The sequence below is a fragment of the Kibdelosporangium aridum genome (assembly GCF_900176515.1).
Lineage (GTDB): Bacteria > Actinomycetota > Actinomycetes > Mycobacteriales > Pseudonocardiaceae > Kibdelosporangium > Kibdelosporangium aridum.
Window position 1 is genome coordinate 1,492,796 of the sequence record NZ_FWXV01000001.1, and the last position, 21,817, is coordinate 1,514,612.

The 21,817-nt window shown below is 66.5% G+C and carries 18 protein-coding genes; 16 read left to right on the forward strand and 2 right to left on the reverse strand.

The window, feature by feature from the left end; translation table 11 throughout:
- Window position 1: 1 nt before the first annotated feature.
- The 12 genes from B9C43_RS06245 to mmsB all read left to right on the forward strand — a co-directional run bounded on the left by B9C43_RS06245 (window position 2) and on the right by mmsB (window position 15,209).
- Window positions 2-1,642: an ABC transporter permease subunit gene (locus B9C43_RS06245; RefSeq protein ID WP_200825435.1), complete on the forward strand. Its 1,641-nt coding sequence runs from the start codon at window positions 2-4 to the stop codon at window positions 1,640-1,642.
- 157 nt (window positions 1,643-1,799) lie between these two features.
- The gene (locus B9C43_RS06250) at window positions 1,800-2,801 is read left to right on the forward strand and encodes a LacI family DNA-binding transcriptional regulator (RefSeq protein WP_033392083.1); all 1,002 of its coding nucleotides are present in this window, start codon (window positions 1,800-1,802) and stop codon (window positions 2,799-2,801) included.
- A gap of 72 nt (window positions 2,802-2,873) precedes the next feature.
- Window positions 2,874-3,878, forward strand: a complete 1,005-nt coding sequence (locus tag B9C43_RS06255) for an ABC transporter substrate-binding protein (RefSeq protein ID WP_084425038.1) — start codon at window positions 2,874-2,876, stop codon at window positions 3,876-3,878.
- A 36-nt stretch (window positions 3,879-3,914) separates the two neighbouring features.
- Window positions 3,915-5,399, forward strand: coding sequence for a sugar ABC transporter ATP-binding protein (locus B9C43_RS06260; RefSeq protein WP_143446151.1), 1,485 nt, complete (start codon window positions 3,915-3,917; stop codon window positions 5,397-5,399).
- Window positions 5,396-6,436 carry an ABC transporter permease gene (locus B9C43_RS06265; protein WP_033392078.1) on the forward strand — a complete coding sequence of 347 codons (1,041 nt, stop codon included), beginning with the start codon at window positions 5,396-5,398 and terminating at the stop codon, window positions 6,434-6,436. Before B9C43_RS06260 ends, B9C43_RS06265 begins: the two co-directional genes overlap by 4 nt.
- The gene (gene yjfF, locus B9C43_RS06270; protein WP_084425039.1) at window positions 6,433-7,398 is read left to right on the forward strand and encodes a galactofuranose ABC transporter, permease protein YjfF; all 966 of its coding nucleotides are present in this window, start codon (window positions 6,433-6,435) and stop codon (window positions 7,396-7,398) included. Before B9C43_RS06265 ends, yjfF begins: the two co-directional genes overlap by 4 nt.
- A 62-nt stretch (window positions 7,399-7,460) precedes the next feature.
- Window positions 7,461-9,113, forward strand: a complete 1,653-nt coding sequence (araB, locus tag B9C43_RS06275) for a ribulokinase (RefSeq protein ID WP_033392077.1) — start codon at window positions 7,461-7,463, stop codon at window positions 9,111-9,113.
- A 6-nt stretch (window positions 9,114-9,119) separates the two neighbouring features.
- The gene (locus B9C43_RS06280) at window positions 9,120-9,806 is read left to right on the forward strand and encodes an L-ribulose-5-phosphate 4-epimerase (protein WP_033392076.1); all 687 of its coding nucleotides are present in this window, start codon (window positions 9,120-9,122) and stop codon (window positions 9,804-9,806) included.
- Window positions 9,803-11,290, forward strand: a complete 1,488-nt coding sequence (araA, locus tag B9C43_RS06285) for an L-arabinose isomerase (protein ID WP_084425040.1) — start codon at window positions 9,803-9,805, stop codon at window positions 11,288-11,290. The genes B9C43_RS06280 and araA overlap by 4 nt, the downstream gene beginning before the upstream one ends.
- 13 nt (window positions 11,291-11,303) lie before the next feature.
- Window positions 11,304-12,404 (forward strand): multiple monosaccharide ABC transporter substrate-binding protein, encoded by a 1,101-nt coding sequence (gene chvE / locus B9C43_RS06290; RefSeq protein ID WP_033392074.1) that lies wholly within the window; start codon window positions 11,304-11,306, stop codon window positions 12,402-12,404.
- Between the two features lie 73 nt (window positions 12,405-12,477).
- Window positions 12,478-13,995, forward strand: coding sequence for a multiple monosaccharide ABC transporter ATP-binding protein (gene mmsA, locus B9C43_RS06295; protein WP_084425620.1), 1,518 nt, complete (start codon window positions 12,478-12,480; stop codon window positions 13,993-13,995).
- Window positions 13,992-15,209, forward strand: coding sequence for a multiple monosaccharide ABC transporter permease (gene mmsB, locus B9C43_RS06300; RefSeq protein ID WP_084425041.1), 1,218 nt, complete (start codon window positions 13,992-13,994; stop codon window positions 15,207-15,209). The genes mmsA and mmsB overlap by 4 nt, the downstream gene beginning before the upstream one ends.
- Before the next feature lies 1 nt (window position 15,210).
- On the opposite strand, the gene B9C43_RS06305 is transcribed toward mmsB, so the two are convergent.
- The gene (locus B9C43_RS06305; RefSeq protein ID WP_084425042.1) at window positions 15,211-16,191 is read right to left on the reverse strand and encodes a LacI family DNA-binding transcriptional regulator; all 981 of its coding nucleotides are present in this window, start codon (window positions 16,189-16,191) and stop codon (window positions 15,211-15,213) included.
- Window positions 16,192-16,389: 198 nt separating this feature from the next.
- Here B9C43_RS06305 and B9C43_RS06310 point away from each other — a divergent pair, with 198 nt between their 5' ends.
- A complete protein-coding gene (locus B9C43_RS06310) occupies window positions 16,390-17,559 on the forward strand; it encodes a Gfo/Idh/MocA family protein (protein WP_084425043.1) in 1,170 nt (389 codons plus the stop codon).
- On the opposite strand, the gene B9C43_RS06315 is transcribed toward B9C43_RS06310, so the two are convergent.
- Complete coding sequence (locus tag B9C43_RS06315; RefSeq protein ID WP_084425044.1) at window positions 17,549-18,583, reverse strand: LacI family DNA-binding transcriptional regulator; 1,035 nt, start codon at window positions 18,581-18,583, stop codon at window positions 17,549-17,551. The two genes, B9C43_RS06310 and B9C43_RS06315, sit on opposite strands and share 11 nt — an antisense overlap.
- A gap of 213 nt (window positions 18,584-18,796) precedes the next feature.
- Between B9C43_RS06315 and B9C43_RS06320 the strand changes: the two genes are divergently transcribed.
- The 3 genes from B9C43_RS06320 to B9C43_RS06330 are packed head-to-tail and all read left to right on the forward strand — an operon-like array spanning window position 18,797 to window position 21,815.
- Window positions 18,797-20,029, forward strand: coding sequence for an ABC transporter substrate-binding protein (locus B9C43_RS06320; RefSeq protein WP_235038453.1), 1,233 nt, complete (start codon window positions 18,797-18,799; stop codon window positions 20,027-20,029).
- A gap of 5 nt (window positions 20,030-20,034) precedes the next feature.
- Window positions 20,035-20,988: a carbohydrate ABC transporter permease gene (locus B9C43_RS06325; protein ID WP_235038527.1), complete on the forward strand. Its 954-nt coding sequence runs from the start codon at window positions 20,035-20,037 to the stop codon at window positions 20,986-20,988.
- The gene (locus B9C43_RS06330; protein WP_033388177.1) at window positions 20,985-21,815 is read left to right on the forward strand and encodes a carbohydrate ABC transporter permease; all 831 of its coding nucleotides are present in this window, start codon (window positions 20,985-20,987) and stop codon (window positions 21,813-21,815) included. The genes B9C43_RS06325 and B9C43_RS06330 overlap by 4 nt, the downstream gene beginning before the upstream one ends.
- The last annotated feature ends 2 nt before the right edge of the window (window positions 21,816-21,817 follow it).

Genomic DNA, 21,817 nt, shown 5'->3' on the forward strand with positions numbered 1-21,817 from the left:
CGTGCTGCGCCGGTTCGCGATCCTGCTCGCCGCAACGGTGACGGTCGGCTTGTTGCCCATTCTCGCCGGCCGTGATCCCGCGCTGGCGGTGCTGCGGGCCAGGCTCACGGATCGCGAACCGGACCAGGCGGCGCTGGCCGCCGTACGCACCGAGCTCGGCCTCGACGCGGGGCCGTTCGGGCTGCTCCAACGCTGGATCGAAGGCTTGGTGCGTGCGGACTTCGGGCGGTCGTGGGTGTCTGGCGCGCCCGTCGGTCCGGAACTGCTGCGTGCCTTGCAGGTCTCGATGAGTCTCGCCGGATTCGCCGCATTGGTGGCCATGCTGGTCGCGCTACCGCTGGCTGTCCGGGGTTTGTCACGGACGGCGGCGATGCTCGCCGCTCTGCCCGAATTCCTCATCGCGATGGTGCTGCTGGTGGTCTTCGCCGTGAAATTGGGGCTGTTGCCCACGTCGGGCTGGGACGGCGTGATGCATGCCGTGCTGCCGTCGATCGCACTCGGTGTGCCTGCGGGCGCTGTTCTCGGCACGGTCGGCCACGACGCTGTCCGGGCTGCGAGCACGGAGCCGTGGATCGCCACGTGGCAGGCTGCGGGATATCCGCGCCGGCTCGTGATGACGGCTGTTCTCCGGCGTGCCGCGTCCGTGGTCAGCGGACAGCTCGCGCTGATCGTGGCCGGGTTGATCGGCGGGGCAGTGGCAGTCGAGGTCGTGTTCGCGTTGCCGGGCATCGGCCGGATGGCCGTGTCAGGGGCTCTGGCGCAGGATATGCCTGTCGTGCAAGGGTGCGTTCTGGTCATTCTGCTCATCGGCACGGTGGCGGGTGTGCTGGGAACGTGGGGGCAACGTCTGCTGCTCGGTCCCGCGTTCGCGGCCGGGAGCATGATGGCGTCGCCGACTTCGACTCGGCCACGGTCACGGCTGCTTCCGGCGTTGGCCTTGATGATCGTCGGTGTCGCCGTCGCAGGCCTGTTACGTGATCCGATGGCGGTCGACCTCACCGCCCGCCTGCGACCTCCATCGCTTGAGCACCCCTTCGGAACGGACGCGCTGGGACGTGACTTGCTTGCTCGTGTCGGGCACGGTGCGTTGAGCACCGCGGTCCTGGCCTTGCTGGTGACGGCCGCGGCGCTGGCCATCGGACTGGCCTGGGGCTTGATCTTCCGAGGTACTGCCGTCGTCGACGTGGCGAATGCGTTGCCGCCCACGATCGCGGCTCTGATCGTCGCCACCGTCATTGGTCCAGGGGTGCTCGGTGCTGCGGTAGCGGTCGCGGCCGTGTTGTGGGCGCCGCTGGCTGCGCACGCGCGGTCGCTTGCGCTCGAACAGCGGGCGTCGCCGCACTTGGAGGCGTCCCGCGCCGTCGGCGCCACCGGGACGTGGTTGCTCATGAGGCACGTGTTGCCTGCGGTTGTTCCAGCGGTGACGCGCGGTGCCGTTGTCCGGCTTCCCGGTGTCGCGCTGGCTGTGGCCTCGCTGGGGTTTCTCGGGCTCGGCGCCCAACCGCCCAGCCCGGAGTGGGGGATGTTGCTCGCCGAGGGCATGCCGTACGTGGAGCGCGCTCCCTGGGTCGTGCTGTTCCCGGTAGCGGCACTGGCAACCCTCGGAGCGACCGCTGCCGGTGTCGCGGCCCGGATCCGCTAGCGCGAGGCGGTATCGTCATCCAATGGTGATCACACGACCTGGGTGGCCGATTGCGCGCTCGTGACTTGACCGTTACGCCCGCGCTTCTTGACCCAGTGGATGTTATCGCTAACACTGACCTCTCGTCACGCCGCAGCGAAGCGAACGGGAGGTGGTCATGACAGGCACACGGCATGCGAGCCTGACCGACGTGGCCGAGCTCGCGGGCGTGTCCCACATGACGGTGTCCCGGGTGATCAACGGGACCGGCCCGGTCCGTGCCGAGACGCGAGCCCGCGTGATGGCCGCCGTGGAGAAGCTGGACTACCGGCCCAACTCGGCCGCTCGTGCCCTGGTCACCGGCAAGACCGGCAACCTCGGTGTGGTCGCGCTGGACTCCACCCTCTACGGCCCGGCGAGCACGCTGTACGGCATCGAGAACGCCGCCCGTGAGGCTGGGTACTCGGTCACGATCACCAGTGTCAGTGCCCCCAACCGGACGTCCATCGCCGACGCCATCGAAACCCTGCGCAGGCAGGCGGTCGAGGGCATTGTGGTGATCGCACCGCACGTGGCGACCGGCAAGGCCTTGGCGCACATGCCCAGCGATGTGCCGCTGGTCGCCGTCGGTGGTGGCGAGCACGCCCCGATCCCGGTGATCGCGGTCGACCAGTACGACGGTGCCCGTCGTGCGACCGAGCACTTGCTCGCGTTGGGGCACAAGACGGTGTGGCACGTGGCAGGCCCGGCCGACTGGCTTGAGGCACGCGACCGCGAGCTGGCCTGGCGGGAGACCTTGGAACGGCGCGGCGCCAAAGTGCCGCGGGTGGTGCGTGGCGACTGGAGTTCGCGCTCCGGGTACGAAGCCGGTCGAACCCTTGCCGGCCAGAAGGGTGTTGGTGCGGTCTTTGTGGCCAACGACCAGATGGCGCTCGGCCTGCTGCGCGCGTTCGCCGAAGCGGGCATCAACGTCCCCAAGGACGTGCACGTCGCCGGGTTCGACGACGTGCCGGAGGCCGCGTACTTCAGTCCGCCGCTGACCACCGTCCGGCAGGACTTCATCGAGGTGGGCAGACGGACCTTCCGGCAGCTCGCCACGCGGATCGCCGGTCACCAGCCGGACGCACGCGACCTGGTACCCGCGGAGTTGATCGTCAGGGAGAGCACCGGACCCCGGTAGCACCCTCACGGGCTTCGCCGCTCAGGGCCTCACTTGTAGATGTTAGCGCTAACAAAGTTGTTGGGAGCCGCCATGAAGTTCAAGAAGGTGGCCGCAGCCGCGGCCGGGATCGTCAGCCTCGCGTTACTCACCGCGTGCGGTGGTGGTGACGGCGGCGGCAACCAGCCAGCCAGTGGTGGCAGTACTGGCAGTGGCGGCGGCCAGATCACGCTGGGCTTCTCCCAGGTGGGTGCGGAAAGCGGCTGGCGCACCGCGAACACCAAGTCGGTGCAGGACGCGGCCAAGGCCGCGGGCATCGACCTGAAGTTCTCCGACGCGCAGCAGAAGCAGGAGAACCAGATCAGGGCGATCCGGTCGTTCATCCAGCAGAAGGTCAAGGTCATCGCGTTCTCGCCGGTGGTCGAGTCGGGCTGGGACACCGTGCTCAAGGAGGCCAAGACCGCCAACATCCCGGTCATCCTGACCGACCGGGCGATCGACTCGCCGGACAAGTCGCTGTACAAGTCGTTCCTCGGCTCGGACTTCGTCAAGGAAGGCCGCAAGGCCGGCGAGTGGGTGACCAAGGAGTTCGCCTCGGCCACCGGTGACGTGAACATCGTGGAACTGCAGGGCACCACCGGCTCCGCGCCTGCCAACGACCGCAAGCAGGGCTTCGCCGAGGTGATCGCGGCCAACCCGAAGCTCAAGGTCGTCGCCTCGCAGACCGGCGAGTTCACCCGTGCCAAGGGCAAAGAGGTGATGGAGGCCTTCCTGAAGTCGCAGAGCAAGATCGACGTGCTCTACGCCCACAACGACGACATGGCACTCGGTGCGATCGAAGCCATCCAGGGCGCGGGCAAGAAGCCGGGCACCGACATCAAGATCGTGTCCATCGACGCGGTCAAGGACGGCATGCAGGCACTGGCCGACGGCAAGATCAACTACATCGTGGAGTGCAACCCGCTGCTCGGACCGCAACTGATGGACCTGGTGAAGAAGGTCGCCGCCGGTGAGCAGGTGCCGCAGCGCATCGAGACCGAGGAGACCGAGTTCGACCAGGCCAAGGCCAAAGAAGTTCTCCCACAGCGCCAATACTGACGCCAATACCGACTGGCAGTACTCATGATTCTGCGGATGACGGGAATCCACAAGCGGTTCCCAGGCGTGATCGCCCTCGACGGCGTGGACTTCCGGCTGTTCCCCGGCGAAGTGCACGCGTTGATGGGCGAGAACGGCGCGGGCAAATCGACCCTGATCAAGGTGCTGACCGGGGTGTACGGGGTCGACGGTGGCGAGATCGAGTTCGGTGGCGAACAGGTCTCGTTCACCGGCCCCGCCGCGGCGCAGCGGGCCGGCGTGAGCACGGTGTACCAAGAGGTCAATCTCTGCCCGAACCTCTCGATCGCCGAGAACATCCTGCTCGGCCGCGAACCACGCAGGTTCGGCCGGATCCTGTGGTCGAAGATGCGGCGCCGCGCCGAGGAACTGCTTGCCCGGCTCGACCTGGAACTGGATGTCACGGCGCCGCTGTCCACCCAGTCGATCGCGGTGCAGCAACTGGTCGCGATCGCCAGGGCGCTGGACGTCGACGCGCGGGTGCTCGTACTCGACGAGCCGACGTCCAGTTTGGACTCCCACGAGGTCGACCGGCTGCTCGCGGTGATGCGCACCCTGCGCGCCGAGGGGATGGCGATCCTGTTCGTCTCGCACTTCATCGACCAGGTCTTCGCCATCTCCGACCGGATGACCGTGCTGCGGAACGGAAAACTCGTCGGCGAGTACCTGACCACCCAGATCACCCCGGTCGGGCTGGTCACCAAGATGATCGGCAAGGAACTCGCGACGCTGGACGAGTTGGAACAGGTGCGGCCCGAGCGGGCCGGCCAGCAGGAGCTGCTGCGGGCCGGTGACTTGGGCCGCAAGGGCGGCATCGAGCCGTTCTCGTTGGAGATCCAGCGAGGCGAGGTGGTCGGGCTGGCTGGGCTGCTCGGATCGGGACGCACCGAGCTGGCCCGGCTGCTGTACGGCGCCGACCACGCCGACAACGGCACGGTGCACATCGATGACAAGCCGGTCAAGTTGCGCTCACCGCGGACGGCCATCGCCCGCGGGATCGCCTTCTGCTCGGAGAACCGCAAGACCGAAGGCCTGGTGGAGGATCTGACCGTCCGCGAGAACATCGCACTGGCCGTGCAGGCGTCGCGGGGCTGGACCAAACCGTTGTCCCGCAAGCGCCAGGACGAGATCGCCGAGCGCAGTATCAAGGCTCTCGACATCCGCCCGGCCAACCCGGAGGCCAAGGTACGGGACCTGTCCGGCGGCAACCAGCAGAAGGTGCTGCTGGCCCGCTGGCTGATCACCAATCCGCGGCTGCTGATCCTCGACGAGCCCACCCGCGGGATCGACATCGGCGCCAAGACCGAGATCCAGAAGCTGGTCACGCAACTGGCCGGCGAGGGCATGGCGGTGGTGTTCATCTCCGCGGAGCTGGAAGAGGTCCTGCGGCTGAGTGACCGGGTGGTGGTGTTGCGGGACAGGCACGTCGTCGCGCAACTGCACAACGATTCGCTCACGCCCGAGCAGATCATGGCGACGATCGCGGACGGAGCCGGAGAATGACCAAGCATCGCCTGTTCTGGCCGGTCGTGGCGCTGGTTCTGTTGCTGCTGGGCAACTTCCTGTTCTCGCCGTCGTTCTTCTCGATCGAGCTGCGGGAGGGCCACCTTTACGGCAGCCTGATCGACATCCTGCGGTTCGGCGCACCGCTGATCCTGGTGGCACTCGGGATGACGCTCGTCATCGCGACCGGCGGGATCGACCTGTCGGTCGGGTCCGTGGTCGCGATCAGCGCGGCGATCGCGTGCCTGCAGATCAGTCAGTTGGGCGATCAGAACAGCATCGGCGGCATTGCCGGTGCCGTCGGCATCGCGCTGGGTCTCAGCCTGGCTCTGGGTGCCGCGAACGGCGTTCTGGTGGCCGTGCTGAACATCCAGCCGATCGTCGCCACGCTGATCCTGATGGTGGCCGGCCGCGGGCTGGCCCAGTTGATCACCGACGGGCAGATCATCACCATCAATTCGCAGCCGTACCAAGCCATCGGCGGCGGGTTCGTGCTGACGTTGCCGGTCTCGATCCTGATCGCGGTCGCGGTGTTCTTGCTGTCGTCGCTGCTGGTCCGCCGCTCCGCGCTCGGCATGCTGCTGGAGGCGGTCGGCGGAAACCCGGAGGCCAGCAGGCTCGCCGGGGTGCGGTCGCGGCGGCTGATCTGGCTGGCGTACGTCGTCTGTGGCCTGTTCGCGGGCATCGCCGGGTTGATGATCAGCTCGAACGTGTCGAGTGCGGACGGCAACAACGCCGGGCTGTGGATCGAACTGGACGCGATCCTGGCCGTGGTGATCGGCGGGACCGCGTTGACCGGCGGCCGGTTCTCCTTCACCGGCACGGTGATCGGCGCGTTGCTGATCCAGACGTTGTCCACGACGGTGTACACGCTCGGTATCCCGCCGGAGACCACGTTGCTGTTCAAGGCCGTGGTCGTGATGGCGGTGTGCCTGGTGCAGTCGCCCGCGTTCCGCCGCAAGGTGATCACCCGCAGGCGTAAACCGAAATCGGCATCTCCGGTACAGCAGGACGAGAAGGTGGAGGTGTCGGCATGACCACGCTGACAGCGTCACGACAGCGCCACCTTCCGATCCTGGCCACGTTCGCCTTGTTGGTCGTCGCGTACGTCTTCGGCGCGACGCAGTACGAGGCGTTCGGCGACGCGCAGGTCGTGCTGAACATCCTGATCGACAACGCGTTCCTGCTCGTGGTCGCGATCGGGATGACGTTCGTGATCCTCACCGGCGGCATCGACCTGTCCGTCGGCGCGGTGGTCGCACTGTCCACATTGGTATCGGCGAAGCTTGTGGCCGCGGGTGTGCCCGCGTTGCTGGTCATCCTGCTCGTGCTGGTGATCGGTGGCACGCTCGGGCTCGGCATGGGCGCGGTCATCCACTACTTCGAGCTGCAGCCGTTCATCGTGACGCTGGCGGGGATGTTCCTCGCCCGTGGGCTGTGCTACACGATCAGCGTCGAGTCGATCTCGATCACCGACGGTTTCTTCACCGCCATGGCCCAGACACCGGTCCAGCTGCCCGGCGGTATGCATGTGTCGGTCAGCGTCGTGATCGCGCTGGTGGTGTTGGCCGTAGCGGTCTACGTCCTGCACTTCACGCGTCTGGGCCGGACGGTGTACGCGATCGGTGGCAGCGAGCAGTCCGCGATGCTGATGGGCCTGCCGGTACCCCGGACGAAGATCGCCGTCTACGCGATCAGCGGCCTGTGTTCGTCCCTCGGCGGAGTGCTGCTGGCGTTCTACACGTTGTCCGGCAACGCTTTGCACGCCGTCGGTATGGAGTTGGACGCGATCGCCGCGGTGGTGATCGGCGGGACCATCCTCACCGGCGGCTCCGGTTACGTGCTCGGCACCGTGCTCGGTGTGCTGGTGCTGGGCATCATTCAGACGCTGATCACCTTCGACGGCACCCTCAGCTCGTGGTGGACGAAGATCGTTATCGGCGCGTTGTTATTCGTGTTCATCGTGTTGCAGCGGCTGGTCAGCCGCCGCACTCGATAAGGGAAGCCACGGTCGTGGTTTCGGCAGGCCAAGTGTGTTAACGCTAACTTCAAGGAGGGCACGTGCCACCGGATGACGCTTTGGTGGTCGGTGTGGACTTCGGCACGCTGTCCGCGCGAGCGGTCGTGGTGCGCGTGCGGGACGGAGCCGAACTGGGCACTGCCGTCGCGGACTACCGGCACGGCGTAGTCGACCACGAGTTACCTGGGTCCGGCCGCAGGCTGCCGCCGGACTGGGCCCTGCAGGTCCCGGCGGACTACATCGAGTCGATGTCCACGGCGGTCAAGGAGGCGCTGACGGGACTCGACCCGGCCAAGGTGATCGGCATCGCCACGGACTTCACCGCGTGCACGATGGTGCCGACCACAGAGCAGGGGATCCCGCTGTGCGCCTTCCCCGAGTTCGCCGACGAGCCGCACGCGTACGTCAAGCTCTGGAAGCACCACGCCGCGCAGCCGCAGGCGGACCGGATCAACGAACTGGGACGGATCCGTGGCGAGAAATGGCTGCCTCGCTACGGCGGCCTGATCTCCTCGGAGTGGGAGTTCGCCAAGGCCCTGCAGATCCTCGAAGAGGCCCCGCACGTCTACGACGCCATGCGGCACTTCGTCGAGCTCGCCGACTGGATCGTCTGGCAGCTCACCGGGAACTACGTCCGCAACGCCTGCACTGCCGGGTACAAGGGCATATACCAGGACGGCGAGTACCCCAGCCAGGACTTCCTGCGTGAGCTCAACCCCGGGTTCGAGCGGTTCGTGGCCGACAAGCTCGAGCACCCGCTTGGCCAGCTGGGCGACAAGGCCGGACAGTTGTCTGCCCAGGCAGCGGGATGGACGGGATTGCCGGAAGGCATCGCCGTCGCAGTGGGCAATGTGGACGCTCACGTCACCGCACCGGCCGCGCGGGCCGTGGAGCCTGGCCAAATGGTCGCGATCATGGGCACGTCCACGTGTCACGTGATGAACGGCAACCACTTGGCCGAAGTGCCGGGAATGTGTGGTGTGGTCGACGGCGGCATCGTGCCTGGCCTGTGGGGGTACGAGGCCGGGCAGAGCGGTGTCGGCGACATCTTCGCATGGTTCGTCCGGACATCCGTTCCGCCGGAGTACCACGCGGCTGCCGAGGCCAAGGGTGTCTCGGTGCACGAGTACCTCACCGAACTGGCTGCGGCGCAGGGGATCGGCGAGCACGGGCTGGTGGCCCTCGACTGGCACAGCGGCAACAGGTCTGTGCTCGTCGACCACGAGCTCTCCGGTGTCGTGGTGGGCCAGACCCTTGCGACGAAACCGGAGGACACCTACCGGGCGCTGCTGGAGGCGACCGCGTTCGGCACGCGCGTGATCATCGATACGTTCATCGACGCGGGTGTCCCGGTCCGGGAGTTGATCGCCGCGGGCGGACTGATCAAGAACGAGTTCCTGATGCAGATGTACGCCGACGTGGTCAACCTGCCCCTGTCGGTGATCGGTTCGGCACAGGGACCCGCGCTGGGCTCCGCGATCCACGCTGCCGTGGCCGCGGGTGCGTATCCGGACATCCGCGCCGCCGCCGAGGCGATGGGCTCGGTGCGCAAGGACGCGTACCTGCCGATCGAGGCCAATGTCGAGGCGTACCAGGAGATTTTCGAGGAGTACCGGGCGTTGCACGACTACTTCGGCCAGGGGAACGGCGTCATGCACCGCATGCGCGAACGCCGCAGGGTCCAGAAAGGATAAGGCTGGATGGTGCTCTCCACAGCGGTTCTCGACACCGTCGAGCAAATCTGCCACACGGTCGCCGACCTGCACGGCGAACTCACCCGCAACGAGCTGGTGATCTGGACAGCAGGCAACGTGTCCGCGCGTGTTCCCGGCGAGGACCTGATGGTGATCAAGCCGTCAGGTGTCTCGTACGACGAGCTCGGCGCCGAGAAAATGGTCGTGACGGACCTGTACGGGGAGCTGGTGCACGGCAGTCTGGCGCCGTCATCGGACACGGCCGCGCACGCCTACGTCTACCGGCACATGCCCGAAGTCGGGGGAGTCGTGCACACCCACTCCACCTACGCGACGGCGTGGGCGGCTCGGGGCGAGCCGATTCCGTGCGTGCTCACCATGATCGCCGACGAGTTCGGCGGCGAGATCCCGGTCGGGCCGTTCGCGATGATCGGGGACGACTCGATCGGCCGTGGCATCGTGGAAACCTTGCGTGGCAGCCGGTCTCCTGCGGTACTGATGCGCAACCACGGTCCGTTCACGGTCGGCAAGGACGCCCGGTCGGCGGTCAAGGCGGCCGTGATGGTCGAGGACGTGGCCCGCACTGTCCATATCGCACACCAGCTCGGTAACCCGATGCCGTTGAAGCAGGAGGACATCGACCGCCTGCACGAGCGGTACCGCAACGTCTACGGCCAGCAGGAGGCCCGATGAAGTCCCCGCAGGTCTGGTTTCTCACCGGCAGCCAGGGGTTGTACGGCCCGCAGACCCTTGACCAGGTTGCCGAGCAGTCGGCGCGGATCCAGCAGATGCTGGCCACCACCGGCAAGGTCAGCGCCGAGATCATCGGCAAGCCGGTGCTGACAGACTCCACGGCCATCCGGCAGGTCATGCTGGCGGCCAACAACGATCCCCGGTGCGTCGGGGTGATCGCGTGGATGCACACGTTCTCGCCAGCCAAGATGTGGATCACTGGGCTGGACGCACTGCGCAAGCCGTTGCTGCACCTGCACACGCAGCTCAACGAGGCGCTGCCGTGGCAGACCATCGACATGGACTTCATGAACCTCAACCAGGCCGCGCACGGCGACCGCGAGTTCGGGTACATCCAGACCCGCCTTGGGGTGGCGCGCAAGACCGTCGCCGGTCACGCCAGCGATCCCGCTGTGGTCAGCCGGATCGACGGGTGGGTGCGTGCCGCGACCGGCCTGGCGCATCTGCGTTCCCTGCGGCTGGTGCGGTTCGGCGACAACATGCGCGATGTCGCCGTGACCGAAGGCGACAAGGTCGAGGCCGAGCTGAGGTTCGGTGTTTCGGTCAACACCTACGGCGTCAACGACTTGGTGGCTGAAGTCGATGCCGTGACTGACAGGGCCGCAGATGAGTTGGTGGCTGAGTACTACGACGACTACGAGGTCTCCTCGAGCTTGCGGGAGCGGCCGGAGTCGTTGCGGTACGCGGCCAAGATCGAGGTGGCACTGCGGAAGTTCCTGACCGAAGGCGGGTTCGGCGCGTTCACCACCAACTTCGAGGACCTCGGCGGGCTGCGGCAGCTGCCCGGGCTGGCGGTGCAGCGGCTGATGGCCGATGGATACGGCTTCGGCGGTGAAGGAGACTGGAAGACCTCCGCTCTGCTGGCCGCGGTCAAGGCGATGGGGCACAGCACCGGACGTGGTACGTCCTTCATGGAGGACTACACGTACCACTTCGGCCCGGGCGAGCCGAAGATCCTCGGCGCGCACATGCTCGAGGTCTGCCCGAGCATCGCCGGGCACCGGCCGTCCTGCGAGATCCACCCACTCGGGATCGGTGGCCGGGAGGACCCGGTCCGGCTGGTGTTCGACGCCGCCGGGGGACCGGCCGTGGTGATCGGCCTCGCGGACCTGGGTGACCGATTCCGCTTTGTGGCCAACGAAGTCGAGGTCGTCGCACCGGACGAACCGTTGCGGCAGTTGCCCGTTGCCAGAGCGGTGTGGAAGCCGTCGCCGTCGTTGCCGACGTCCGCGGAGTCCTGGCTGACCGCGGGCGGACCGCACCACACCGTGCTCACCCAGGCAGTCGGTACCGAGGTGCTGCGGGACTTCGCACACATGCTGCACACCGAACTGCTGGTGATCGACGAGAACACCACTACCGCGGATTTCGGGGATCGGATCCGGTGGAACCAGGCGTACTACCGGCTCGCACAGGGCTTCTAGGAAGGAGAACGACATGCGGATCGCCGCATTAGCAGGAATTGTGGTGCTCAGCACGGCGTTGGCCGCTTGCGGATCGAGCACGAAGACGGTCGACCAGACCGCGGCCCCGGGTGCGAGTGCGGGCGGGCTGGTCGGCGTGACCATGCCGACCAAGTCGTCGGAACGCTGGATCCACGACGGCGACAACATCAAGGCGCAGCTGGAGAAGCTCGGCTACCAGGTCGACCTGCAGTACGCCGAGAACGACATCCCGACCCAGGTCAACCAGATCGAGAACCAGATCACCAAGGGCGCCAAGCTGCTGGTGATCGCGTCGATCGACGGCACGGCGATCACCACGCAGCTGCAGCAGGCCGCGGACAAGAAGATCCCGGTGATCGCCTATGACCGGCTGATCCGCAACAGCCCCAACGTGGACTACTACGCCACCTTCGACAACTTCAAGGTCGGCGTCGAGCAGGCCACGTCGTTGCTGAAGGGGCTGAAGGTCGACACGGGCGCGACCGGTCCGTTCAACATCGAGCTGTTCGCCGGGTCGCCGGACGACAACAACGCGACGTTCTTCTTCAACGGCGCGATGTCCGTGCTGAAGCCGCACATCGACAAGGGTGTGCTGAAGGTCGCCAGTGGACAGACCGACTTCTCGACCGTGGCGATTCTGAGGTGGGACCCCGCGACCGCGCAGCGCCGGATGGAGGACCTGCTGACCAAGACCTACCGCGGCGGAGCGGTGGTTCATGGCGTGCTGTCGCCTTATGACGGTTTGTCGATCGGCATCCTGTCGGCGTTGAAGAGCAACGGCTATGGCACGGCCGCGCAGCCGTACCCGGTGGTCACCGGGCAGGACGCCGAACTCGCTTCGGTCAAGTCGATCATCGCGGGTGAGCAGTACTCGACGGTGTTCAAGGACACGCGTGAGCTGGCCAAGGTGACGGTCGGGATGGCCGACGCCGTGCTGAAGGGCAGCAAGCCCGAGGTGAACAACACCAAGGACTACGACAACGGCAACAAGGTCGTGCCGAGCCAGCTCTTGCAGCCGGTCACCGTGGACAAGACCAACTACCAGAAGGAACTTGTCGACTCCGGGTACTACAAGGCGGATCAGCTCAAATGAGCGAGCTTGCGAGCGAATCGTTCAACACAGTGAAGCGGTCATGCGACGCAGATCAGCACGGCTGGGAGTGCGCATGACCATCCTGACGATGCGCGGCATCACCAAGACCTTTCCTGGTGTTGCCGCGCTGCAGGACGTGAACCTCGAGGTGGAGCGCGGCGAGATCCACGCCATCTGCGGGGAGAACGGCGCGGGCAAGTCGACTCTGATGAAGGTCCTGTCCGGGGTCCACCCGCACGGGTCCTACCAGGGCGAGATCAAGTTCGAGGACGACTGGTGCGAGTTCTCGTCGATCAGGGACAGCGAGCGGCGCGGGATCGTGATCATCCACCAGGAGCTCGCGCTCTGCCCGCAGCTGTCCATCGCGGAGAACATCTTCCTGGGCAACGAGATGTCCCGCGGCGGGCTGATCGACTGGAACCGGACCAACCACGCGGCCGGTGAACTGCTGCGCCGTGTGGGACTGGACGAGAACCCGGTGACGCCGGTGTCCGAGCTCGGTGTGGGCAAGCAGCAGCTGGTCGAGATCGCCAAAGCACTGTCCAAAGAGGTCAAGCTGCTCATCCTGGACGAGCCGACGGCCGCGTTGAACGACAACGACTCCGCGCACCTGCTTGATCTGTTGCGCGGGCTGCGTGAGGACGGCGTGACGTGCGTGATCATCTCGCACAAGCTCAACGAGGTGATGGCGATCGCTGACACGATCACGATCCTGCGTGACGGCCGGACGATCGAGACGTTGCAGACCTCTGAGGTGACCGAGGACCGGATCATCTCCGGGATGGTCGGGCGGGATCTCTCGCAACGCTTCCCGCCGCACAGTCCGTCGGTCGGGGACGAGGTGCTGCGGATCGAGGACTGGACCGTGCACAGCCCGGTGCACACGGGCCGGGTTGTGGTCGATCACGCGTCGTTGACGTTGCGGCGAGGGGAGATCGTCGGACTTGCCGGGTTGATGGGCGCGGGCCGGACCGAGCTGGCGATGAGCGTGTTCGGGCGTTCCTACGGCAAGGACATCTCCGGACGGATCATCAAGGACGGCAAGCAGATCCACGTGAAGTCCGTCCAGGACGCCATCGCGCACGGTATCGCGTACGTCACCGAGGACCGCAAACGGTACGGGCTCAACCTGATCGAGGACATCAAGCGGAACATCTCCGCCGCCGGGCTTGGCAGCCTTTCCCGGCGGGGATGGGTGCAGGAACACCAGGAACACCGGGCCGCCGAGGACTTCCGGCTGAGGATGAACATCAAGGCCCCCGGTGTGCGGGCGGTGACCGGCAAGCTCAGCGGTGGCAACCAGCAGAAGGTCGTGCTGTCCAAGTGGATTCTGACCAACCCGGACGTGCTGATCCTCGACGAGCCCACCCGGGGGATCGACGTCGGGGCGAAGTACGAGATCTACTCGATCATCAACCAGCTGGCCGACGAGGGCAAGGCCGTCCTCGTCATCTCGTCGGAACTGCCCGAACTGCTCGGCCTGTGCGACCGGATCTACGCGCTGTCCCGCGGCCGGATCACCGGTGAGGTCGAGCGCGCCGAAGCGACGCAGGAAAAGCTGATGCAGTTCATGACCAAGGAAGCAGCATGACTCTCACCGAAGCCCCCAAGCAGGTGACCGAGACCGGCAAACCGCTGCGGCGCATCTCCATCAACCCGCGTGAGAGCGGCATCTACGTCGCCTTCGCGCTGATCGTCGTCCTGTTCACGATCCTGACCGGCGGTGTTCTGCTTGAGCCGCAGAACATCTCGAACATCATCGTGCAGAACTCGTACATCCTGATCCTGGCGGTCGGGATGATGCTGATCATCATCGCCGGGCACATCGACCTCTCGGTCGGCTCAGTGGTGGCGGTCTGCGGTGCGCTGTGCGCGGTGTTCACCGTCGAGATGGGCATGCCGTGGTTGCCCGCGTTGGCACTCACCTTGGTGGCGGGCGCACTGATCGGGGCGTGGCAGGGCTACTGGATCGCCTACTTCGGTATCCCCGCGTTCATCGTCACGCTCGCGGGCATGCTCGTGTTCCGGGCGATCACCCTGTGGGTTCTGGGAAACCAGGGCATCGGGCCGTTCCCCGACGAGATCCGTACGCTGGCCAACGGGTTCACCGACGGCTACCTCGGCAACATCGGACTCGGTCCCCTCGGTGGCGCCGACCTGGTCAGCTTGCTGCTGGGCGTGACCGGAGTCGCGGCGATCTGCGTTATCCAGTGGCGGCAGCGCAAAGCGAGGCTCGGCTATCTGCAGCAGGTCGATCCGTTCCCGATGTTCCTGCTGAAGGCAGGGGCCGCTTCGCTCGTCGTGCTTGCTGTCATCGTGCAGCTCGCGCGGTTCAAGAACATCCCGTGGGTGCTCGTGCTGCTGACCGTGCTGGTCGTCGGGTACTCGGTGGTGGCCAACAGGTCCGTGTTCGGCAGGCACATCTACGCCATCGGCGGCAACCGGCAGGCCGCCGAGCTGTCTGGCGTGAAGGTCAAGCCGATCACCTTCTGGATCTTCGTCAACATGGGCGTGCTTGCCGCCCTCGCCGGGATCATCTTCGCCGGACGGCTCAACCAGGCGGGCCCGACCGCGGGTGAAGCGTTCGAGCTCGACGCGATCGCGGCCGCTTTCATCGGAGGTGCGGCGGTTCAGGGTGGTGTCGGCAAGGTCGTCGGGGCCATCACCGGTGGCCTGATCATGGCTGTGATCAACAACGGGATGTCCTTGCTCGGGCAGCCAAGCGAGATCGTGATGCTGGTGAAGGGGCTTGTCCTGCTGGCTGCCGTCGCGTACGACATCTGGACCAAACGCCGGGCGAGTTAAATCAGGAGCGAGGCGGTGCGGTGGTGGCACGCACGATCAGGTACGTGTCGAGCGACTGGTTGATCTGCACGCGGTGGTCATCGTCGAGCAGCGCCAGCAGTACGTTCACCGCCGTGCGCCCTGCCGCTTCCGCGGGCATCGCGACCGTGGTCAGCGGCGGGGCCGAGATCGCCGCGAACACCAGGTCGTCGAAGCCGACCAGGCTGATCTCATCCGGTACCGGCACGCCACGCGCGTTCAGCCTGGCCAGCACGCCGAACGCGACCAGGTCGTTGTACGTGATGATCGCCGTGACACCCGCCGCGAGGGCGAGGTCCGCGCCTTGCAGCCCGCCTTCGAACCTCGGCGGGAACGGGCCGAACTCGACCACCTCGATGTCGTGCTGCTCCGCCGCTGGCCGCAGGCCACTCAGCCTCGCCGCGTTGGCCCATGAGTTGCGGGGCCCGCCAAGGAACGCGCATCGCTTGTGGCCGAGGGCAGCCAGGTGCTGGATCGCCTGGTGCATACCGCCCGGACTGTCCATCACCACCGATGGAATGGCCTCGATCTCACGGTTGAGCAGCACCACGAAAGTCTGTCTGGCCAGGTCCCGGATCTGGTCGTCGCTCATGCTCGGGCTGCACAGGACCAGGCCGTCGACCTGCTTGGCCATGTTGCGGGCCAGGTTCTCCTCGACGACAGGGTCCTGGTCGCTGTTGGCGAACAGCACCGCAACGTCGTCCTGGCGGGCTCGTGCCTGCACGCCGTTGAGCACGCCGGTGAAGAACGGATTGTCCAGATCGGACACGATGATTCCGATGTGGCCGGTGCGGTTCGTCGGTTTGCGGGGCCCGCCAGTCGGTTGGTAGCCCAGTTCACCGGCCGCGGCCAGGATCCGGTTGCGCGTCTCGGGCTTGACCAGGTCGGGTGTGGTGAAGGCACGGGAAACGGTGGAGATGGAGACCTTCGCCAGGTTGGCGACGTCATGGATGGTGACGGTCACGGGCCTCCCTCTGCGATGACTTACACCGCGTTGTTGCACAACATGATGTAAATCGGCTGCCTTCCTGTCAATTCGGCTCGCCGGTCGCCGCTGTCACGAAAACCCCTCCGACCTGCGAGTTCGTTCTTGACAGCGCTCCCAGAGCGCCCCTAGCGTGCTTTGCAGAAAATTCACGGCTATTGCAGGATCGGAGACCCAATGCCGGGTACCGCACGCCTCGCCGTCGTCGGCACGTCCGGATACGCGTTCACCTACCTGCAGCGGGCGCGTGACCTGCACGAGGAAGGAAGTGCGGAGTTCGTCGGCGCGTGCGACATCCAGGAGCCGTCCGCCCACGCCCTCGCTTTGCTGCCGCCGGGCGCCCGGGTGCATTCGGACGTGGACACGATGATGCGAGCGGCCAGACCGGATGTCGTCGCGGTGGTCACTCCACCGCACGCGCACCGCACCATCGCCGCCGCCGTGTTGCGGGCGGGCGGTGACCTGCTGGTCGAGACGCCCCCGGTGCTCGATCTCGACGGGTACGACGAGTTGACGGCACTGATCGCCGAGTCTGGCCGGATCTGTCAGACGGGGTTCCAGAGCTTCGGATCCGCAGCTTTGCCGTTGCTGGCTCAGGCGATCGCGAGTGGCGAACTCGGTGAGGTGGTCGGTGTCGGTGCGGCCGGAGCGTGGGTGCGGACGGACGCGTACTACGCCCGAAATCCATGGGCGGGCCGTCGTTGGCTCGACGGTCAGGCCGTGGTGGACGGTGCGCTGACCAACCCCTTCTCGCACGCCGTGGCCACCGCATTGCTCGTGGCAGGCATGGCGGAACGTGCCCCCTCGGACATCACCCTCGAACTGTTCGGCACGCGCGATCTGGAAGCCGACGACACGGCCTGCCTGCGCCTGCGGTTTTCCGCCGGGCCGGAGATCGTGGTGGCCGCTTCCCTTTGCGCGGAACAGGACCACGAGCCGTACGTGGTCGTGCACGGCACCGAGGGGCGGGCGAAGTTCTGGTACAAGACGCATCGGCTGGAGATCAACGACGAGCATGTTCCCGTTGCCCCGCCGACAGACTTGCTGCGCAACCTGCTCGCCCACCGCGAGGACCCGAGTACGCCGTTGCTCGCGCCACTCAGCGCGACCCGAGCGTTCGCATCCGTTGTCCAGGCGGTACGGGACGCACCGGAACCAGCGCCGATCCCGGACGGCTGGATCCGGACGGTCGGCGACGGCCCGGGACGGCATCCGGTGGTCCGCGGGATCGGCGAGGAAGTCGCGGTCGCGGCCGAGCGCCTCGCGTTGTTCTCCGAGATCGGCGTGCCGTGGGCAGGGCCGGGCCGATGGTGGCGTCGTGTTCATCGCGTCCCCGTCACGCCTTGACCCGGCTTGTCGTGGCCCGCACGACCAGGTCCGCGCCGAGCCGGATCACGCCCGACGGCGGCGCGGCGTCCAGTCCACAAGCGATCCGGCCGGCCATCGCACCGGCTTCCCGCAACGGCAGCCGTACGGTCGTCAGCGGCGGATGCGTGTCCTGGCAGAACTCGATGTCGTCGAACCCGGCGACCGAAATGGACTCCGGAACCGACAGCCCGGCGGACCGCACGGCCGCGAGCGCGCCCGCCGCCATCAGGTCGTTGGCCGCGACGATCGCGGTGATGTCGTTGCGAAGCAGGAGTTTGCGGCTCGCGGCCCAGCCGGACTCGCGGGTGAAGGTGCCTTGCTCGATCAGCGAGGGATCGTGGCCAGGCGCGGCGATCTGATAGCCGTGCAGGCGTTCGGTGCTGGTCGATCGCAGTGGTGGCCCGGTGACGTACCCGATCCGCGTGTGGCCGAGTGCCTTCAGGTGTTCCATGAGCCGCAGGGTCCCGCCTGTGTTGTCGAACGTGATCGCGCAAGCCCCTGGCAGGTCCGGGATCGGAGGTCGTCCACACAGGACGATCCGGGCGCCGCGGTTGTGGAAGCCGCCGAGCAGGCGGGTCAGTTCGCGTTGATGGCCAGCGTCCCGGACCGAGCCGCCGACCAGGATCACGCCGTCGGCTCGCAACCGCCGCAGGTGCTCGAGTTGCCCGATCTCGCGCATCGGATCGCTGCCGGTGCTGCACACCAGGGCGAGCTGGCCCGCCAGGAACGTCTGGTCCTGCACGCCCGCGACGATGTGCGCGAAGAACGGGTCCGACATGTCGCCGACGACCACGCCGATCACCTCGGACGCGGCTGCCGCCAAGGCTCTGGCGTGCCCGTTGACCACGTACTGCAGTTCGTGGATGGCCTTTTCGACGCGTTCGCGCGTGCCGCGTGCGACCAAGGTGCTGCGGTTGAGCACGCGGGAGACCGTGGCCGCCGAAACGCCGGCACGGTTGGCGACGTCGGCCAGGGTGGCTGGCCGGGCGAACTCTCCGCGCATGACACCACTCCTGTCGTTTGCAGAAAACTCTGACATCGTCCCGCGACTACGCTCAGTCGTCAAACCTTCATATCGCAGGCTAATCATTGGTTGACAGTCGTGACAGTGCGGCTCTACCGTTCCGGTTCCACACGGGTTTTTCAGAAAACCTGCAAACCTGGGAGTGGTGGGATGGGCGCTGGGAGACTCAGGCGAGGGACCACGATCGCCGCCGTGGCGATCTCGCTGGCCGCATGTGGCACACAGTCCGGCGGCGACGGCGGTGACGTGACGATCTCGTTCGCCTGGTGGGGAAGTGACAGCAGGGCGACGATCACCAAGCAGGCGGTCGAGCTCTTCCAGCAGCGCAATCCCACGATCAAGGTACAGACCACGTTCTCGGCGTACGCCGCCTACTGGGAGAAGGTCGCGACCCAGACCGCGGGCGGCAACCCGCCGGACGTGATGACCATGGACACCCGCTACCTGTCGGAGTACGGCGAGCGCAAGGTGCTGCTCGACCTCAACGAGGGCGCGGGCAAACAGGTCTCGTTGGCCGACGTGAACCCCGAACTGGCCAACACCGGCGTGATCGGCGGCAAACGGTTCGCGGTGCCGTGGGCGCAGAACACGTCCTCGCTGGTCTACGACCCGGCGGCCTACCAGGCGGCCGGCGTGGACATGACCGCGCCGATGACCTGGGAGCAGTTCCGGGTCGCCGCCGAGAAGGTCAGTGCCAGCAAGGGGTTCCAGACTCGGGGCGTCACCGACTTCGGCATGATCGACAGCGCGCTGGAGATCTGGCTGCGGCAGCGCGGCAAGGGGATGTTCACACCGGACGGCAAGCTCGGGTTCGGCGAACAGGACCTGCGCGAGTACTGGGAGCTGGCCAGCCGGTTCCGCACCAGCAAGGCGGCATCGGACGCGGAGGTGACCGCGTCCTACAACACCTCTCCTGAGCAGGCGCCGTTCGGCAAGAAGCTCACCGCCGCCGAATTCGCCTACGACAGTGTGTATCCCAGCTACCAGAAGGCGTACGGCACGGACCTCAAGGTCGCGCCGTACCCCAGCGACGACCAGGCCAACATCGGCCAGTACCGCCGCCCGTCGATGTTCCTGTCCGTCTCGGCCCGCGGCAAGGCGCAGGACGCGTCGGCGAAACTGGTGAACTTCCTGATCAACGACCCGGAAGCGGGCAAGATCCTCGGCACCGACCGCGGTCTGCCGCCCAACCTGAAGATCCGTGCCCAGCTGGCCGGCCAGGCCACCGGCACCAACAAGACGATCTTCGACTACGAGGCCTCGCTCGAAGCCAAGCTCGGCCCCGCGCCCGCCGTGCCGCCCAAGGGTGCCGGTGCCATCCAGAAGCTGTTGCAGCGCACCTACGAGGAGGTCGCGTTCGGACGGCTCAGCGTCGACGCAGCGGTGAGCCGGTTCTTCTCCGAAGCGCAGAAGGACCTGCAGTGACGGTTCTGAACAAGACGCCGCCGTACCCTGCCACAGCGGCGCCGGCCCCACGGAAAACCCGTGGGGCCGGGCGGCGGCGTGGGGACCATCAGCGTGAGGCCTATGTCTTCCTGACGCCGTGGATTCTCGGCGCGATCGGGCTGACCGTCGGCCCGATGGTCGTCTCCCTGTACCTGTCGTTCACCGAGTACGACCTGTTCACCGAGCCGCGCTGGGTCGGGTTCGACAACTTCGTGCACATGTTCACCGAAGACGACCGCTACCTGCAGTCGGTCAAGGTGACCTTGTTGTACGTGCTGGTCGCGGTGCCACTGAAGATGATCGTGTCCCTGCTGATCGCGATGGCGCTCAACACCCGGGCCGGATCGAACGGCTTCTACCGCGCGGCTTTCTACGCGCCTTCGTTGCTGGGTGCCAGTGTCGCGGCGGCGTTGGTGTGGCGGGCGATGTTCACCGAGGGCGGCACGGTCAACGAACTGCTCGACGGCATCGGCTGGGAAACCCCGAGCTGGATCGACGACCCCTCGTACACGATCTGGTCGGTGATCCTGCTGGCGGTGTGGCAGTTCGGCGCGCCGATGGTGATCTTCCTGGCCGGACTCAAGCAGATCCCGCGTGAGCTCTACGAAGCGGCCGAAGTGGACGGTGCGAACCCGGTCCGCAAGTTCTGGCACATCACGCTGCCGATGCTCTCGCCGGTGATCTTCTTCAACCTGGTGCTCGAGGCCATCCACGCGTTCCAGGTGTTCACCCCGGCGTTCGTGATCGGCGGTGGCCGGGGCGGGCCAGCCGACTCGGCACTGGTCTACACCTTGTACCTGTACCAGGCCGGGTTCGAGGACTTCGAGATGGGTTACGCCTCCGCGATGGCATGGGTGCTGCTCGTGGTGATCGGGATCGTGACGGCCGTGATCTTCCGCAGCGCGCGGCTCTGGGTCTTTTACGGAGACAAGGCATGAGGGCCAAAACCGTGCTGTGGCACGTGCTCTGGCTGGCGGCTGTCGGGGTCGTGCTGTACCCGATGATCTGGCTGGCCTTCGCGTCGGTGAAACCGCCGTCCGAGGTGCTGTCCAGCCTGAACCTGTTCCCCAGCCGCGTGGTGCTCGACGGTTACCGGCAGGGATGGGAAGGCGCGGCCGGGATCGGGTTCGGCACGTTCTTCCTCAACTCGTTCATCGTCGCGATCGCTTCTGTTGTCGCCAACGTGTTCTCGTGCACGCTTGCCGCGTACGCGTTCGCGCGCCTGCGGTTCCGGTTCTCCGGTGCGCTGTTCGCGTTCATGATCGCGACCTTGATGCTGCCGCACCACGTCACGCTGATCCCGCAGTACGTGATCTTCCAGCAGGCCGGGCTTGTGAACACGTTCGTGCCGCTGGTGCTGCCGAAGCTGCTGGCCACCGAGGCGTTCTTCGTCTTCCTGATCGTACAGTTCATGCGCGGCATCCCGCGTGAGCTGGACGAGGCAGCGACCATCGACGGCTGCGGGGTGTACAAGACGTTCTGGCACGTGGTGCTGCCGCTGGCCAAGCCCGCGCTGGTGACGACGTCGATCTTCACGTTCATCTGGACGTGGAACGACTTCTTCACGCAGATGGTGTACCTCAACGACGCCGACAAGTTCACTGTCCCCTTGGGACTGCGGTTGTTCGTCGACACCAGCAGTGAGTCCAACTTCGGTGCCATGTTCGCCATGTCGGCGCTGGCGCTGGTCCCGATCGTGGCGTTCTTCCTCGCCTTCCAGCGCCTGCTGGTGGAAGGCGTCAGCACCAGCGGACTGAAGGGGTGAGG